17 protein-coding genes are annotated in these 15,928 nt (G+C 67.6%); 5 read left to right on the forward strand and 12 right to left on the reverse strand.

Translation table 11 applies throughout. The features are described from left to right. Positions 1-20: 20 nt before the first annotated feature. From D3261_RS05330 to D3261_RS05345, 4 genes are all read right to left on the reverse strand, one after another. Positions 21-425, reverse strand: a complete 405-nt coding sequence (locus D3261_RS05330; protein ID WP_120069907.1) for a hypothetical protein — start codon at positions 423-425, stop codon at positions 21-23. A 187-nt stretch (positions 426-612) separates the two neighbouring features. Then, positions 613-1,404 carry an ABC transporter permease subunit gene (locus tag D3261_RS05335; RefSeq protein ID WP_120069910.1) on the reverse strand — a complete coding sequence of 264 codons (792 nt, stop codon included), beginning with the start codon at positions 1,402-1,404 and terminating at the stop codon, positions 613-615. After that, complete coding sequence (locus D3261_RS05340) at positions 1,401-2,186, reverse strand: ABC transporter permease subunit (RefSeq protein WP_120069913.1); 786 nt, start codon at positions 2,184-2,186, stop codon at positions 1,401-1,403. Before D3261_RS05340 ends, D3261_RS05335 begins: the two co-directional genes overlap by 4 nt. After that, on the reverse strand, positions 2,179-3,189 hold the full coding sequence (locus D3261_RS05345; RefSeq protein ID WP_120069915.1) for an ABC transporter ATP-binding protein: 1,011 nt from the start codon (positions 3,187-3,189) through the stop codon (positions 2,179-2,181). Before D3261_RS05345 ends, D3261_RS05340 begins: the two co-directional genes overlap by 8 nt. A 105-nt stretch (positions 3,190-3,294) precedes the next feature. On the opposite strand from D3261_RS05345, the gene kynU reads away from it, so the two are divergent. Further along, positions 3,295-4,566 carry a kynureninase gene (kynU, locus tag D3261_RS05350; protein WP_120069918.1) on the forward strand — a complete coding sequence of 424 codons (1,272 nt, stop codon included), beginning with the start codon at positions 3,295-3,297 and terminating at the stop codon, positions 4,564-4,566. Positions 4,567-4,570: 4 nt separating this feature from the next. On the opposite strand, the gene D3261_RS05355 is transcribed toward kynU, so the two are convergent. Both D3261_RS05355 and D3261_RS05360 read right to left on the reverse strand, forming a co-directional pair. Further along, positions 4,571-5,266 (reverse strand): metal-dependent transcriptional regulator, encoded by a 696-nt coding sequence (locus tag D3261_RS05355; protein WP_120069920.1) that lies wholly within the window; start codon positions 5,264-5,266, stop codon positions 4,571-4,573. A gap of 75 nt (positions 5,267-5,341) precedes the next feature. Further along, a complete protein-coding gene (locus tag D3261_RS05360) occupies positions 5,342-6,352 on the reverse strand; it encodes a transcription initiation factor IIB family protein (RefSeq protein WP_120069923.1) in 1,011 nt (336 codons plus the stop codon). A gap of 319 nt (positions 6,353-6,671) precedes the next feature. Here D3261_RS05360 and D3261_RS20300 point away from each other — a divergent pair, with 319 nt between their 5' ends. Together D3261_RS20300 and D3261_RS05365 are read left to right on the forward strand one after the other, a co-directional pair. Next, complete coding sequence (locus D3261_RS20300; protein WP_192927946.1) at positions 6,672-6,845, forward strand: hypothetical protein; 174 nt, start codon at positions 6,672-6,674, stop codon at positions 6,843-6,845. A 136-nt stretch (positions 6,846-6,981) separates the two neighbouring features. Next, positions 6,982-9,072: a hypothetical protein gene (locus D3261_RS05365; protein WP_120069925.1), complete on the forward strand. Its 2,091-nt coding sequence runs from the start codon at positions 6,982-6,984 to the stop codon at positions 9,070-9,072. Between the two features lies 1 nt (position 9,073). On the opposite strand, the gene D3261_RS20305 is transcribed toward D3261_RS05365, so the two are convergent. Together D3261_RS20305 and D3261_RS05370 are read right to left on the reverse strand one after the other, a co-directional pair. Then, positions 9,074-9,211, reverse strand: a complete 138-nt coding sequence (locus D3261_RS20305) for a hypothetical protein (protein ID WP_199693928.1) — start codon at positions 9,209-9,211, stop codon at positions 9,074-9,076. A 261-nt stretch (positions 9,212-9,472) separates the two neighbouring features. Continuing rightward, positions 9,473-9,664, reverse strand: a complete 192-nt coding sequence (locus D3261_RS05370) for a hypothetical protein (RefSeq protein WP_120069928.1) — start codon at positions 9,662-9,664, stop codon at positions 9,473-9,475. A gap of 136 nt (positions 9,665-9,800) precedes the next feature. Here D3261_RS05370 and D3261_RS05375 point away from each other — a divergent pair, with 136 nt between their 5' ends. After that, positions 9,801-10,520 carry a sugar phosphate nucleotidyltransferase gene (locus tag D3261_RS05375; RefSeq protein WP_120069931.1) on the forward strand — a complete coding sequence of 240 codons (720 nt, stop codon included), beginning with the start codon at positions 9,801-9,803 and terminating at the stop codon, positions 10,518-10,520. 4 nt (positions 10,521-10,524) lie between these two features. Here D3261_RS05375 and gcvPB read toward each other — a convergent pair whose 3' ends face one another. After that, the gene (gcvPB, locus tag D3261_RS05380; protein ID WP_120069934.1) at positions 10,525-11,937 is read right to left on the reverse strand and encodes an aminomethyl-transferring glycine dehydrogenase subunit GcvPB; all 1,413 of its coding nucleotides are present in this window, start codon (positions 11,935-11,937) and stop codon (positions 10,525-10,527) included. 115 nt (positions 11,938-12,052) lie between these two features. Continuing rightward, on the reverse strand, positions 12,053-13,399 hold the full coding sequence (gcvPA, locus tag D3261_RS05385) for an aminomethyl-transferring glycine dehydrogenase subunit GcvPA (RefSeq protein ID WP_120070196.1): 1,347 nt from the start codon (positions 13,397-13,399) through the stop codon (positions 12,053-12,055). Positions 13,400-13,568: 169 nt separating this feature from the next. On the opposite strand from gcvPA, the gene D3261_RS05390 reads away from it, so the two are divergent. Beyond that, positions 13,569-13,922, forward strand: coding sequence for a nuclear transport factor 2 family protein (locus tag D3261_RS05390; protein WP_120069937.1), 354 nt, complete (start codon positions 13,569-13,571; stop codon positions 13,920-13,922). Between the two features lie 26 nt (positions 13,923-13,948). Here D3261_RS05390 and gcvH read toward each other — a convergent pair whose 3' ends face one another. Next, positions 13,949-14,332, reverse strand: a complete 384-nt coding sequence (gene gcvH, locus D3261_RS05395) for a glycine cleavage system protein GcvH (protein ID WP_120069940.1) — start codon at positions 14,330-14,332, stop codon at positions 13,949-13,951. After that, complete coding sequence (gcvT, locus tag D3261_RS05400) at positions 14,329-15,417, reverse strand: glycine cleavage system aminomethyltransferase GcvT (protein ID WP_120069943.1); 1,089 nt, start codon at positions 15,415-15,417, stop codon at positions 14,329-14,331. The genes gcvH and gcvT overlap by 4 nt, the downstream gene beginning before the upstream one ends. Positions 15,418-15,928 lie beyond the last annotated feature (511 nt).

The raw sequence follows: 15,928 nt of genomic DNA on the forward strand, positions 1-15,928 counted from the left end.
GAAACGGGCTCGGACCGTGCTCATCCCCCGAGCAACCACCGCCGAAGACGCACGAGCGCGCTACCCCGCGTCGTCGTTCGGGTCGTGAGGTCGTCGACCGCCGCCTGCACCCGTTCGACCGGGTCGGTGTCGAACATCTCGTCGGCGAGCCGGGCGAGGAGCCACTCGGTCGCCTCGACGGCGTCGGCGAGGTCGTCGTAGGAGCCCACCCTGAAGTCGTGGGTGACGGGACCGCGGTCGGCCAGGCGCATCGAGAGGTGGAGGCGGAAGACGTCCGGGCCGTCCGGCCCTCGCTCGCCGAGCCGAACCTCGATGGTGGTCGTCTCGGACGGCTGGTACCGATAGCGATGCCAGCGCGTCCCGCCGGCCTCGAACGTCGGCGGCGTCGCCCACCCCGCCGGCATATCGACCCGATCGTCGACCATACCGGAGGGAACACGGCCCGTCCTTATCAAATCGATTCCCGCGATCCCCGGATGCAGCCTCAGCGACCGCGACGGGGACCACCGACGCCGATGGCTCCGACGATTGAATGGATCGTCCGATCCCGGTTCGGGACCCGTCCGTATCCGGTACCCGTGCTTTCCGGTTCTGGATCGAACGGTCTCTCTCCTATCCGATGTCCATCCGTTCGAACCGAACCCGACTGGCGAGCACCAGCGCCGCCGTGATGCCGAGGAGGACCAGCGCGCCAGCGAGGTCGTAGGTCCCGCCGACCAGGATCGCGTTCGGGTCGAAGTACGCCATCGGCGCGAGGGTGCCGAGCCACGAGACGTCGGAACCCACTACGAGCGATTCGAGGAGGTAGAGACCGAACAGTGTCCCGACCGCAGCGTTGCGCGCGGTCTCGACCCGGTCGAAGGCCACCGAACAGCCCAGTCCGATCGCCCCACAGCAGAGCAGATACGGGATCGAGAGCAGGTGGAGCGCCGCGAGGTCGGCGACCGCGACCGGCTCCTCGACCAGCCACGACCCGGCGACGAGCACCACGGGAACCACCACGCTGGCGACGAGGACGGGAACGAGCAACGAGAGGAACTTCTCGACGAGCACGCGTGAGCGCGAGACGGGAGTCGCGAGCAGCGTCTCCATCCGGTGGGCGTCGACGTCGCCCGCGACCGACTCGGCGGCGCTGTAGGCCAGGTAGATCCCGAAGAAGAGCCCCCAGAACAGGGTGTAGTACTCGCCGGCGAGCACCCCCTCGACGCTCGTGAGGCTTTCGAGACCGAAGGCCGCCCGGAACTGCGGCGGGAGCGCGTCCGCGAGACCCTGGACCTCGCTTCCGGCGACGATCTGCGGTGCGAGCGCGAGGAAGACCAGCCCCAGCAGCGAGAACGCGGCGCTGACGCCGAGCGCGCCGCGAACCCGGTGACGAGCCTCGTAGCGCAGTATCTCGAAGCTCATCCCAGATCCATCCTCCGGAAGCGGAGCTGGCTCGCGACGACGAGCACGAGGGTCGCGGCGAGCAGGACCGCTGCGCCCCCGAGGTCGTAGGTGCCGTCGAGCAGGATCGCGCTCGGGTCGAAGTAGTGCATCGGCGTGAACCGTTCGACGACCGCGTAGTCGGTGCCGGTGACCAGGGTTCGGGCGAGGAAGGCCACCACGAGCACGCCGACGGCCCCGCGCTGGGCGAGGCGCTCGGTCGGGAGGAACACCGAGAACGCGAGCCCGATCGCCGTACAGCACAGTAGATATGGAACGGCGAGGACGTGCAGTGCGATCAGGTTCTGGGTGTTCACGGGGTCGTCGATGAGCCAGCCACCGACGTATATCACCACGGGCGTGACCGCGTTGACCGCGAGGATCGGGACGAGGATCGAGGCGAACGCCTCGGCGACGACTCGTGACCGGGAGACCGGTGCGGCGAGGAGGGTGTCCAGCCGCCCGCTCTCGACGCCGCCCGCGACGAGTGAAGCCGTAGTGTAGGCGAGGTAAAGCCCGAGCACCAGGACCCAGCCGAACTGGTAGAGCTCGACCGACAGCAGCCCGGCGAGGCTGTCGAGGCTCTCGATCCCGAAGCCGACGACCAGCTGGTCGGGATAGCTCTCCAGGATGGCGTCGAGGTCGACGTTCGTGAACGAGGGCGTGAGCGCCACGAACATCGCGCCGTAGAAGCACGCGGCGGCGGTGATCGCGCCCGCCACGACGAGCCGGCGTTCGCCCTCGTAGCGCGCGACCTCAAGCACGCTTCTCGCCCCCGTTCGATGGCTCGACCTCGCCGTAGAATCGCATGAAGACGTCTTCGAGCGGCGCGTCGCCGATGTCGAGGTTGAGGACGTCGTAGCCCACGAGCCGATCGAGGAGCGCGTTGTAGTCGCCGGTGTAGGTGAACCGGACGGTGGTTCCCGCGCGACCGCTCGACGACTCTGCTTGGCCGTCGCCTTCGACATCGACTCCATCCGCTCGTCCCCCGTCGGCCGACGCCCCCGTCACCGACCGGTCCGTGCCGACGACCTCGATGTCGTGGGCCCCATCGAGCGCGAACGCTGCCGGGTCGACGGACTCGGCCACCCGGACCGAGACCCGCTTCCCGCCGCGGTCGAGCAGGGTCTCGACGGTTTCGAGTTCGACGAGGGTCCCGTTCCGGATGATCCCCACGCGGTCGCAGATCTTCTGGACCTCGCTCAGGACGTGCGAGGAGAAGAAGAACGTCACCCCGCGGGCCTGCTCGTCGCGGACGAACTCGTAGAACCGCTCCTGCATCAGCGGGTCGAGCCCCGACGTCGGCTCGTCCATGACCACGAGGTCGGGGTCGTGCATGAACGCGAGCACGATCGCGAGCTTTCGTTTGTTGCCCGTCGAGTACTCACCGATCTTTCGCTCCATCGGCGGGTCGAACAACTCCAACAGCTCCTCGCTCCGCTGGTCGCCCTTGAGCGAGGCCTGATATCGGAGGAACCGCTCGCCGGTGACGCGCTCGTCGAAGCCCATTACCGCCGGGACGTAGCCGAGGTGGCGTTTGGCCTCGATCATCGCGGCCTCGTCGGTCACGTCGTGGCCGAGCACGGTCGCGCTCCCGCTCGTCGGCGATTGAAACCCCAGCAACGTCCGGATGGTGGTGGTCTTGCCCGCGCCGTTCGGTCCGAGAAAGCCGAACACCTCGCCCTCGCGGACCGAGAACGAGAGGTCCTCGATCCCACGGATCTCGCCGTAGTACTTCGTCAACCCCTCGGTTCGTAGTGCGGCCATGACGACACCCGATGGAACTACGCCTGAAAATTGCATGAAGCTGTCGGGACCCCTGCACGCGAACGGGAGCGAAAGAATCCTGTCGGTCGCGGTGGGAACGCACCCATGACGGGGTTCGACGCGACGCGAGCCGCCGCCCGGGAGCGCGACGAGGCCGACCCGCTCGCCGGGTTCGCCGACCGGTTCTCGCTCCCCGACCGGCTCTACTTCGACGGGAACTCGCTCGGGCCAGCCTCCGAGGACGCCCACCGGACGCTCGATCGCGTGGTCGAGGAGTGGCGCGAGCTCGGGATCGGGGGCTGGACCGACGCCGACCCACCGTGGTTTCAGTATGGTGAATTCCTCGGCGACCGGCTCGCGCCGCTCGTGGGTGCGGGTAGCGAGGAAGTCGTCGCCGCGAACGCCACCACCGTCAACATCCACACCCTCGTCGGGACGTTCCTCGATACCCGCGACGATCCAGTCGTGCTGATCGACGAGCTCAACTTCCCGACCGACGGCTACGCCGTTCGGGCACAGCTCCGCCAGCGCGGGCTCGACCCCGAGACCCACCTCGTGGTGGTCGAGAGCGACGACGGGCGCACCATCGACGAGGCGCGCGTGGTCGCCGCGCTCGAAGCGAGGGATATCGACCTGGTCTTCCTGCCCTCCGTGCTCTACCGGAGCGGCCAGTTGCTCGATATCGAACGGCTCACCGCGGCCGCCCACCGCCACGACGCGCTCGTCGGCTTCGACCTCGCGCACTCCATCGGGGTCGTCCCCCACGATCTGTCAGCTCACGGCGTCGACTTCGCGGTGTGGTGTTCGTACAAGTACCTCAACGCGGGGCCGGGAGCCATCGCGGGTCTCTACGTCGACCGGGAGCACTTCGGGACGCCGCCGGCGCTCGCGGGCTGGTGGGGTCACGAGAAGGCGACGCAGTTCGAGATGAACCCTCGATTCACGCCCGCCGGGACCGCGGGCGCGTGGCAGATCGGCACCGTCCCGATGTTGAGCGCCGCGCCGCTCGAAGGCGCGCTTGACCTCGTCCACGAGGCCGGGATCGACGCGATCCGTGAGAAGTCGCTCGCACTCACCGACTACCTGACCGCGCTGGTCGATACCCGCCTCGGCGACGAGTTCACCGTCGGCACGCCGCGCGAGCCGTCGCGCCGCGGCGGGCACGTCGCGCTCGAACACCCCGACGCCCGCGGGGTCGTCGCCGCGCTCGGTGCCCGCGACGCGGTGGTTGACTTCCGACCGCCGGACGTCGTCCGTGTCTGCCCCGCACCGCTGTACACGAGCTACACGGACGTCTGGCGGTTCGTCGACGTGCTCGAAGCCATCGTCGCGTCGGGTGCGCACACGGACGCCGACGTCGATGGCGAGGTGACGTAGCGCCTCACTCCAGAACGGTCATCCCGTCCCCGGCGGGTTCGGCGTCCGTCGGGCGAACCCGGACCGCGGCGGCGATCTCGGCGGGGAGCGACACCGTCTCCTCGCGTCCCTCGGGCAGCACGGTCACCATCCCGAACGGTGCGACCTCGCGGACCTCGAGTTCCGTCTCGGGCGTGAGACCGGCGTCCGAGAGGTACGCCAGGATCTCGGGGTCGGTGTCGGCGACCTGGGTCACGACGGCGTGCTCGCCCTCGCCGTACTCCGAGAGCGGGTCGTCGTCGGCCCCGGTGTGTTCGAGGTCCGCGGTGGGGATCGGTGCGCCGTGTGGGTCGGCGGTCGGGTCGCCGAGCACCGCCGCGAGCTCGGTTTCGAGCCGCTCGCTGATGTGGTGTTCGAGGGTGTCGGCCTCGTCGTGGACCTCCGTCCAGTCGTAGCCCAGATGCTCGGCGAGGAAGAGTTCGAGCAGTCGGTGGTGGCGGATGGTTTCGAGCGCGATCAGGTCGCCCTCCTCGGTGAGGCGGACACCTTTGTACTCCTCGCGCTCGACCAGCCCGTGGCCTTCGAGGCGCTTCATCGTCGCCGTCACCGTCGGTGGCGTGACGTCGAGCGCGTCCGCGATGGCCGATGTCGGCACCGGCTCGTCGCCGTCGGCGAGCTGATAGACCGTTTTGAGGTAGTCCTCGGCCGTCGCGCTCGGCATACCTGCTCTACCTCATCGACCTACAAAATCGTTGCGTCGGCCCTCGATTCCGGCCTCGGGCGCGCTGGAAGAATTTCAGGCGCAGGCGGTGGGGGTGTGCTGGGCGTCGGTCTCGCCGGCCACGTCCATGAGCTCGTGGTAGCGGTTCCGGATCGTGACGTTGCTGACCTCGGCGACCTCGCTGACCTCGTCCTGGGTGAGCTTGCGGTTGGTGAGGATGCCGGCGGCGTAGAGCGCTGCCCCCGCGAGTCCGACGGGGCTCTTCCCGGAGTGGATCGCCTGCTCCTCGGCGGTGGTGAGGAGTTCGCGTGCGCGTCGCTCGGTCTCCTCGCTCACGTCGAGGTCGGAGGCGAACCGCGAGAGGTACTGCTGGGGTTTCGGCGGGGCGATCTGGAGGTCGAGCTCCTGGTTGATGTAGCGGTAGGCCCGCTTGAACTCCATCTCGTCGACCCGCGAGACCGCGCCGACCTCCTCGACGCTCCGCGGGAGCCCCATCTGCCGGATCCCGGCGTAGAGCGAGGCGGTCGACATCCCCTCGATCGAGCGCCCGGGGAGGAGGTCCTCCGCGAGCGCGCGGCGGTAGATCACCGAGGCGGTCTCGCGAACGTCCTTCGGGACGCCGAGGGCGCTCGCCATCCGGTCGATCTCGCCGAGGGCCTGTTTGAGGTTGCGTTCCTTCGAGTTCCGGGTCCGGAAGCGTTCGTCCCAGGTCCGGAGGCGCTGCATCTGCTGGCGCTTGCGCGAGCTCAGGGCGTTGCCGTAGGCGTCCTTGTTCTGCCAGCCGATCTGGCTGGAGAGCCCTTTGTCGTGCATCATCTTCGTGGTGGGCGCGCCGGTGCGTTTCTTCTCGTTGCGCTCGGCGGCGTCGAACGCCCGCCACTCGGGCCCGTGGTCGATCTCGTTCTCGTCGACCACGAGACCGCACTCGGTACAGACGGTCTCGCCGTGTTCCGTATCGGAGACGAGCCGGCCACCACACTCCGGACAGACCTGTTCGGTCTCGTCGGTCGTGGTCTCCTCGACCGTCCCCTGGGTCGTTCGTTCGTTCGATTCGTGCGCTCGGATGCGTGTCGTGTTACCTTCCAATATCGTGTGGGTGAGCGGATGCTCGAATGGTGATGTTCGCTGGCGGTACAACGGGGGGTTTCTACAGTGTATGGTACGGGGCTGAACTATTTAAGGGCTCCGGCCGTTTGCCGCCCGAAATCGGTATTGAGACGGGGTGAGACGACGATATGGGGTGTCGCGTCAACGGAAAAGGTCGGTACACGAACGGCGGCGACACACTGGCGTGCGTTCCGCCGGTCTGCGGGGGTCGCGAGCGTTTCCACGGCGCTCGTCGACCGGTCCGTCCGAATCCTGCGGAAACCAGTAGGTTGAGGTTCGGTCGGCGTCGAGCGGGTGTATGAGCCTCGAACGCGAGCACGACTGTCCCGACTGTGGCGAGCGACGGCAGTTCTATCGCGCCGCGAGCACGACGCTCCACCTCGGCGAGAAAGTGAAGTGGCGCTGTCCCGACTGTGGCTACGCGTTCGTCACCATCGGCGACGACATCAGCTCCGCGCCGGACCCGGCCTGACGACCGCCGTCGACACCGAGTCACCCCGGCGACGAGCATGGCTCGCGGTCGGTAGCAGATCTTTTTATACGCTGAGCACCAACGCCCGCCCAACGATGTACACGTGTGGTGTGGACGTACGTGCGGACGACGAGGAATGATACGGCCCTCGTTCGAACCCGTCGATACCGGCATCGCGGTCATGGACCCGATAGAGCGCCACCAGTACACGCTCTCGACGCCAACGCCGGTCACGCCCCACCCCGCCGAGACGGAACCGTTCCGGTTCCCGGTCGAGACCGCCGTCTCGATCCGCACCAGCGCGTTCTCGTTGCCGAGCGTCGTCACGATACACGTTCGCGACGGGAACGGTACCCCGGTCCGGACGGCCGAACACTTCGCGGACGAGCACCTGCCCGAAGGGACCTACGGTATCGAGCTGAACACGCCGGTGAAGCTCTACCTCATGGTCGAGGGGTCGGTGGACCTGACCGCCGACGCCGAGCGAATGTCGATCGAGTTCGGCGAGGAAGTCGACGTATTGGTGGGCGCGCGCTCACACCACGACCGGCCGGCGGCGACGGTGACGACGACGTCGGACCCCGAGGACCTGATGCAAGCGATTTCGACGTTCGGCTCGGCGCTCAAGGCTACCAGCCCCGAGCGCTCCTATCCCACGCTTCGAGGCCACCCGCCCACGGTCGAACTCGGCGAGGAACTCGACCTCGCGGGGCTCGAACCGCCCGACACCGGCGTGACGATCGAGGTTCCGGCGGACTGCCGGTCGGTGTTCGTGGTCGCGCCGCTGGCCTACTACCTCGGCGCGCGGGTGGTTCCGGGCGACCCACCCCGAATCCGGACCGAGACGGGATTCGAGTACGAACTGGACGGTCCCGCCGGCTTCGAGACCACCGTCGAACGCACCCTCAAGCGCGCCTTCTTCCTCGACTGTCTCACCAGAACGGAGGGGTTGTACCCCGTGGCGCTCCACGAGCGGTCGGCGCTGGAGTCGACGCTGGGGCTCGATTTCGGCGCGCTCTACGACCGTCCGCTGGCGGCCCGGCTCGAAGCCGCTCTCGACATCCCCTACGAAACCATCGAACCACACCTTCCCCAGTGGAAGCTCACCGCCCACGTCGAGCCAACCCCCGACAGCGTCGAGATGCTCCCCTTCCTCGTCGACGACCTCGCCGTCGTTCGCTGTAGCGAGACGGAGGCGACCGCGGACCAAGCCGAACCCGTTTCGGCCGACGCCGACGGCCGGACGACCGACCGTTCCGACGTGGCCGGCGCGTTCACCCGGAGCACGAGCCGTGGCGAACCGGCTCGGCACACCGCCCGAACGCGGTTCGTGAAACCCGACGCCGGCACGTCGCTCGAACAGACGTGGGTCGGCGACGGCACGCCGCTGGGCGCGAGCAAGGCCACGGTCGAGGCTTACCGGAACCGCCTCGACCGCACGCCGACCGAGGGCGACATCACCGTGCGGGTGGTCTGTAACGACCCCGCGATGGACGAGGAGCGGGGGCTGGTCGATACGATCTACGGCGACCGCGACCTCCCGTTCGACGTCGCCGTCGAGCGCGACCTCACCACGCGCGAGCTCCGCACCCTCCTCGCGGAACGGACCGACTTCCTCCACTACGTCGGCCACGTGGACGACGGCGGCTTCGAGTGTATCGACGGCACCCTCGACGCCGCGACGCTGGACTCGGTCGGGGTCGACGCCTTCCTGCTCAACGCCTGCCAGTCCTACGAACAGGGGATGAGTCTGATCCGGAAGGGCTCCATCGGCGGCATCGTCACCCTCGCCGACGTGCTCAACGCCGAGGCCGTCACGATGGGGAAGACGCTCGCGGGGCTGCTCAACGCCGGCTTCCCGCTGCGCGCCGCGCTCGAAGTCGCCCGTGACGAGAGCATCATGGGCGAGGAGTACCTCGTCGTCGGCGACGGCGGCTTCGCGCTGGCTCAACCGGCCGGGAGCTTCCCGAACCTCTGTCGCATCGAACGGACCGGCGAGACGTTCACCGTCGACTACACCATCTTCTTGACCTCCAGACAGGGGATCGGGAGCCTGGTCGTTCCCTTCTTCAGGGAGAACGACCAGTACTACATCTCCTCCGGGCTCGTACAGACGTTTACGGTCACGGAGGAGGACCTCCAGGCGTTTCTGGAACTGGAGGACGCCCCCGTCCGGGTCGGGAGCGAGCTGCGCTGGAGCCAGCGCCTGGACCTCGATACGCTCTGACCTACGGGCCGCTGATGCCGCCGTTGTTGCCGGCGGCCACGGGCCCGATCTGCGTCAGGAGGACCATCAGACCGAACAGCGCCGAGAGGGTTTTCGGGTGGTTCTGCAGGTACGTCCGGAGTTCGTCGGTGTCGGACATGACGTCCTACCCAAGACACGCCATCGATATGAATATTTTCGAAGATATCCTATAACAACAATTTAGGTCTAATTCGTTGAATAGACGGTACAAATCACTGAATCAACTCGTAGCGTAGAAAATGCATGAGGGAAAAGAGATGGCTGATGGACGACGTAGGTTGGAATGATGTCGAACGCTCGTCGAGCGTTCGAGCCGCCGGCTCGTGGGAGACGCGTGGCTCGACCGTGGACGGTTTTCGGGAGAACGGTGTTCCGAGGGCTACGAGAGCTCTGTTTCCAGGTCGTCCCAGCAGTCGGGACACACCTGCTGGTCGACGCAGTACCGCCTGATCTGGGTTTCCTCCGCCGTGATCTGTTTCGACGACCGGGTGGTGTCCTCGACCTCGAGCACGACCCGATGACGGGGGCGGCCATCCGGAAGCGGTTCCTCACAGAGTGGACACGGCTTCATTTCATGGTGTTTCGCGTGATACGTACATAAACCTATTCACCCATCCCGAGGGATAGAGTGACGTACGGCACCGCAAAGCAGCGGTTTCAGGGATACCCACCCCAATGGTTTTGTCCGCCGGTCGACAGACCGAACCGTGAAGGGCGTCGTGCTCGCCGCCGGCGAGGGAACCCGCCTCCGACCGCTCACCGCCGCAACACCGAAGGGGCTGCTCGATGTCGGCGGCAGGCCGATCCTCACCCGCTGTTTCGAGCGGCTAGTCGACCTCGGAGTGACGGAGCTGGTCGTGGTCGTCGGCTACGAGGGCGACCGGATCCGCGAGCGTTACGGCGAGGCGTTCGCCGGGGTCCCCATCAGCTACGCCGTCCAACACGAGCGCGACGGAATGGCACACGCCCTCCTCGCCGCCGAGGACCACCTCGACGGGCCGTTCGTGCTGATGGACGGCGACGGCGTCGTCTCGTGCGACCTCCGACGGCTGGTCGAGCGCCACCGCGACCCGGCCGTGGACGGGACGGTCCTCGTCCAGGAGGTCCCCGCGAGCGCGGCGCGCGAGAAGATGGTCTGCGTCCTCGACGAGAACGACGAACTCGTCGGCTGGGAGAACAAACCCGAGGACCCGCCGGACCCGAGCCTCGTGGCCGCGAGCGTCCAAACCGCGACACCGGCGCTCCTCGACGCCTGTCGGCGTGTCGAGCGCTCGCCGCGCGGCGAGTTCGAGATGAGCGACGCCATCGGCCACCGGGTCGCCGACGGCGCACGGATCGTCGGGATTCGGTGTGACGGCTGGCTGGTCAACGTCAACACGCCCGCCGACCTCGCGCGGGCGAACGAACTGGTTCGCGAGCGGGACTGAGGGGTTACTCGTCGAGCGCCTGCCAGGACAGTCGTGGACTCCGAGCGGCGCTCGCCTGGTCGATCCGCCGTGCCGCCGTTCGTTCCGGGGCGGCTTCGAGGGCATCGTCGTCATCGGCCGCGGCTTGGTCGAACGCCCGCGCGAGGTGGTCGAGCGAATCGCGGGTCTCGGCCTCGGTGGGTTCGGTCATCAACGCCTCGTCGACGGCCTCGGGCCACTTCGTGGTCGGCGGGTGAACCCCGTAATCCAGCATCCGCCGTGCGACGTCGGCGGCATCGCGGCCGGCGCTCGCGACGAACTCGTGGTGGAACGGCGAGAAGGGTATCTCGTAGTCGATCCGGCTCGCGAGGTAGTTCGCGTTCAGCACCGCTTTCGCGCTCGCGTCGGCGAGCCCCGCGTCGCCGAGCCGGGCGATGTAGGCGTAGGTCTTGATCAACACGAGCCAGTTGCCGGCGAAGCCGTGAACCTTGCCGACCGTCCGTTCGGGTTCGACCGTCTCGTAGCCCGAGTCGGTCTTCCGAACCTGTGGCGTGGGGAGGAACGGCGCGAGTTCCTCGACGACGCCGACCGGTCCGGCACCCGGACCGCCGCCGCCGTGGGGCGTCGCGAACGTCTTGTGGACGTTGTAGTGCATCACGTCGAAGCCCATGTCGCCCGGTCTGGCGCGACCGAGCAGCGCGTTGAGGTTCGCACCGTCGTAGTAGAGCAGTCCACCGGCCTCGTGGACGACTTCGGCGACCTCCTCGATGTCGCGTTCGAACAGTCCCAGCGTGTTGGGATTGGTGAGCATCAGCGCCGCGGTGTCCTCGCCCACCGCCGCCCGGAGCGCCTCGACGTCGACCCGCCCGTCCTCGGCGCTCGGGAGTTCGACCACGTCGTAGCCCGCGAGCGCGGCGCTCGCGAAGTTCGTGCCGTGGGCGCTCTCGGGCACGATGATCTCGCTTCGCTCCTCACCGTGGTGTTCGTGGTAGGCCTTCGCCACGAGGATCCCCGTGAACTCGCCGGCCGCCCCGGCCGGCGGCTGGAGGGTGACGCTCTCCATTCCGCCGATCGCCGCGAGATACTCCTGGAGCCGATAGCGGAGTTCGAGGTTGCCCTGCACCGTCCCCTCCGACCGGTCGGGGTGGGTCCCGGCACCGGGGAGGGCGGCGACGTCCTCGGTGAACCCCGGGTTGTACTTCATGGTACAGCTCCCGAGCGGGATCGGGCCGCTCTCGACGCCGTAGCTCATCTGCGACAAACGAGTATAGTGGCGCGCGAGTTCGGGTTCGGCGAGGTCGGGGAGGTCGAGCCCGTCCCGTGTGAGGTCGTCGGGCAGCGGTGAGTCCTCGACCGCGACCTCGGTCGAGCGTTTCTCGGCGAGCAGGGGTTCGTAGCGGTCGTCGTCCTCGGTCCACCGTGCCTGGTCGTAGTTCACGCGAGACACCTCCGGTGTCGAGTAGCGCGGAACCGTCGGTTCCGCGGACCATGTGAGCGGTGGCTACGCCGCCGCGAGCAGACGTGAGTAGAGGGCGGCTTCGCCGCGACCGTGATCATGCGACCACCTCCAGCGCCTCGGCCAGCTCGTCGGCGTGCTCGACGTTCGTCTCGGTGACACAGACCTGGACCAGGTGGTCGTCGATCGCGTGGACCGCGAACCCCCGTTCTTCGAGGTCGGTTCGAACATCGGAAGTCGGGCGGTCGGTTCGCGCCGCGAACTCCCGGAAGTGGTGGCGGTCGTGGACCGGCGCGGTGATCCCATCTATTTCGTCGAGCCGTTCGGCGAGGTCGCGCGCGTTCGTTACGCAGTCCTCGGCGAGGTTCACCAGCCCGTCGGGGCCGAGCCACACGGCGTGCATCGCGGCCCGGAGCGCGACCCACGCCTGGTTGGTGCAGATGTTCGAGGTCGCACGTTCGCGCCGGATGTGTTGTTCGCGCGTCTGGAGGGTGAGGGTGTAGGCCCGTCTCCCGCTCCGATCCTCGCTCGCGCCGACGAGTCGTCCGGGGACCTGGCGGAGGAAGTCCTCGCGGCAGGCGAACAGCCCGAGGCCCATCCCGCCGCTGGTGCCGAGGCCGAGCGCCGCGTCGCCGACCACCACGTCCGCTCCGACCGCCGCAGGCTCGGAGAGGAGGGCGAGCGCGACCGCGTCCGAGCCGAGACAGAACACCGCATCGTCGTCGGCCGCGAGGTCACCGATGGTCGAGAGCTCCTCCTCGATGGTCCCTCGTACAGTGGGGTTCTCGGCGTAGACCATCGCACAGTCCTCGTCGACCGACTCCGCGAGCGCGTCGATATCGACGTTGCCGTCGTCCATCGGATAGGATTCGACGACCGCGTCGGTCCCGGTGAGGTAGTTCTCGAGTACCTCTCGCCGGCCCGACTGGAGCTGTTCGGGGACCAGGATCCGCGTGCCCGACACCGACCGCGAGCGGAGCGCGAGCGTCGCGGCCTCGCCGAGCGCGCTCGCGGCGTCGTACATCGAGCAGTTCGCTATCGATAAACCTGTGAGTTCGACCAGCATCGACTGGTACTCGAAGAGCGCCTGGAGGAACCCCTGGGCGACCTCGGGTTGGTACTGGGTGTACGACGAGAGGAACTCGGATCGGTCGGAGAGGTGGTCGACCATCGAGGGGACGTAGTGGTCGTAGTGGCCTCGGCCGAGGAATTCGGTGAGGTCGTCGTTCCCGTCGAGCAGCGACGCCAGCTCGCCTCGAAGCTCGCGTTCGCCGCGTGGTTCGATCCCGAGGTCGCCCTCGAAGCGGACCGCCTCGGGGATGTCGAACAGGGCTTCCTCGCTCTCGACGCCGACGGCGTCCAGCATCGCCGCCGTCTCCTCGGCGGTCTGTGGAGCGAACGGACTCCCGGTTTCGGCAGCCGGACCGCGTCGGTCGTGACTCATCGGCGAGACCACCCACCAGTGGCGTGAGACGACATTGGTAGACCCTTCGTGGGTGGGCATATCAGACCGTCGTTCGAGGCGGGTCGACCCTCCCGAACGAACAGTTAAGACCGTGGCGAGCCATCGTTCCGCCCCGCTCCCGAGGCCGAGCGGGGGGACCAGCAACACTATGAGCACGACCGAAGACGTTCTCGACCACCACTTGGAAGCGTTCGGCGACCAGGACATCGAGGCGACGATGGCGGACTACGCCGACGACGCCGTCGTCATCACCCACGGCGACGTTCATCGCGGGCGCGAGGCGATCGCTGACTGGTTCGAGACCGAGCTGTTCACCGAGTTCGAACAGCCAGACGTAACGTTCGATCTGACCGAGAAGACCGTCGAGGGCGAGTACGCCTACATCACCTGGGAGGCCGACACGCCGGACACCGATTACGAGTTCGCGACCGACACGTTCGTGGTCCAGGATGGGAAGATCGTCGCCCAGACGCTCGGCGTGAAGGCCACGTCGAAGCACTGAGATCGGGGAAGCCCGACTAGGGCTACCTACTCGATCTGGTCGCGGTAGGCCTCGGCGTCCAGCAGGTCGTCGAACTCGCCCTCGTCGTCGAGGTCGACTTCGAGCAGCCAGCCGTCGCCGTACGGGTCGTCGTTGAGGAGCTCCGGCGCGTCGAAGACGTCGTCGTTGATCGCCGAGACGGTGCCCGAGACCGGTGCGTAGAGGTCCGAGACCGCCTTGATCGACTCCACCACGCCGAATCCCTCGTCGTGTGCGACCGCGTCGCCCGCCTCGGGGAGTTCGACGAAGACGATGTCGCCGAGTTCGTCCTGGGCGAACGCGGAGATACCGATACGGGCGGTCTCCCCGTCCTTTCGCGCCCATTCGTGACTCTCCAGATAGTGCTGGTCCTCGGGAACTTCGAAACTCATCGTTGGTAGAACGGGAGCGGCCTAATACGTGCGTCTTTCGGCTCGCCGCGGATCTCGACCCCCACCTCGGTCCCCGGCTCGGCGAACTCGCTCGGGACGTAGCCCATCCCGAGCGGGACCCCAAGTGTCGGGCTCATCGTCCCGCTCGTGACCGTTCCAACGGTTTCGCCCTCTGCACTGATCTCGTAGCCGTGGCGCGGGATGCCGCGTTCTTCGAGCTCGAAGCCCACGAACCGTTCTTCGGGGCCCGACTCCGCGACCGCCGCGAGCGCGTCCCGACCCACGAACTCGGTGTCGAGGTCGACCGCGAAGCTCACACCCGCCTCGACGGGGTTTCGGGGGTTCGTCTCGGCGTCGAAATCCTGGCCGGAGAGCAGGAAGCCCGCCTCGATCCGGAGGGTGTCGCGCGCGCCGAGGCCGCAGGGCTGACAGTCGAGGGCGTTCCAGACCGCCGCCGCCTCGTCCCACGGCGCGAGGAGTTCGAAGCCGTCCTCGCCGGTGTAACCCGTGCGCGCGACGAGACACTCGATGCCGTCGAGGCTCGTGACCCCCGCCGAGAACCGCCCGAGGTCGGCGATATCGCCCTCCACCGCTTCCCCGAGGAGGTCCACCGCATCCGGCCCCTGGACCGCCACCATCGCGGAGTCGGTCGTCCGGTTCTCGACGGTGGCGTCCAACCCCCACTCGTCGCGGTGGTCGACCCATCGGTCTTCCATCTCCTCGTCGTGACCCGCGTTCGGGATGAACAGGAAGTCGGCGTCGCGCTCGGCGGGGAGCCGATAGACGACCGTATCGTCGAGGATGACCCCCTTCGAGTCGGTGATCATCGCGTACTGCGCCTTCCCTGGGTCGAGGCTCGCGACGTCGTTGGTGGTGAGCCGATTCAGGAGCTCGGCGGCGTCGGGCCCCGACACCTCGATCTGGCCCATGTGCGAGACGTCGAACTTGCCGGCCGCCTCGCGGACGGCGGCGTGTTCGGTGCGGATGGAGTCGAACTCGACGGGCATCTCCCAACCGCCGAACTCGGTGGTCTTCGCGCCACTGGCGGCGTGTTCGTCGCCCAACGGTGGGTCACGGAGGTCCATGTCGATGGCGTCGTGCCGCGCGACCTAATCGTTTCCACTTCCACTTTTTTCTGCGTCGGGTTGGTTCGCTTCGCTCACCAACCGCTCCTTGAAAAACCTGGACTAAAAAAGGCTGCTCGCTCCCTCGCTCCGCTCGGTCACTCGCAGTACAATCACTACCATCCCCGCCACCACTCCCGCAACGCGCCACACGCCTCCCCAGCCGACTGCGCTCCTCGGTCGTTCGCGTTCGCTCACTCCTTGCGGTGCTCATCCACCGTCGGAGCCTTGCTCCGACGAGCCTGCCCTCGCGCAGCTCGCGCAAACCTCGCACAATGTCCGCGGTCGGCGCTCGTTTTCACTCGCGCACGACCGCGAGCGCGCGCCGACCGTACCCAGAACGACGAGATTCCACCGCGGGTCGAACCTCGGTCAGAACACCCGGGAGCGACGCGTGCCCCGCGAGGCAGTATCGTAGTAGTCGTCGACGAACTCGCGCCGCCACCAGTCACCACGCGACCACCGAGCGAAC

The organism is Halococcus sp. IIIV-5B (assembly GCF_003602035.1).
In the GTDB taxonomy this organism is placed as follows: Archaea; Halobacteriota; Halobacteria; order Halobacteriales; family Halococcaceae; genus Halococcus; species Halococcus salsus.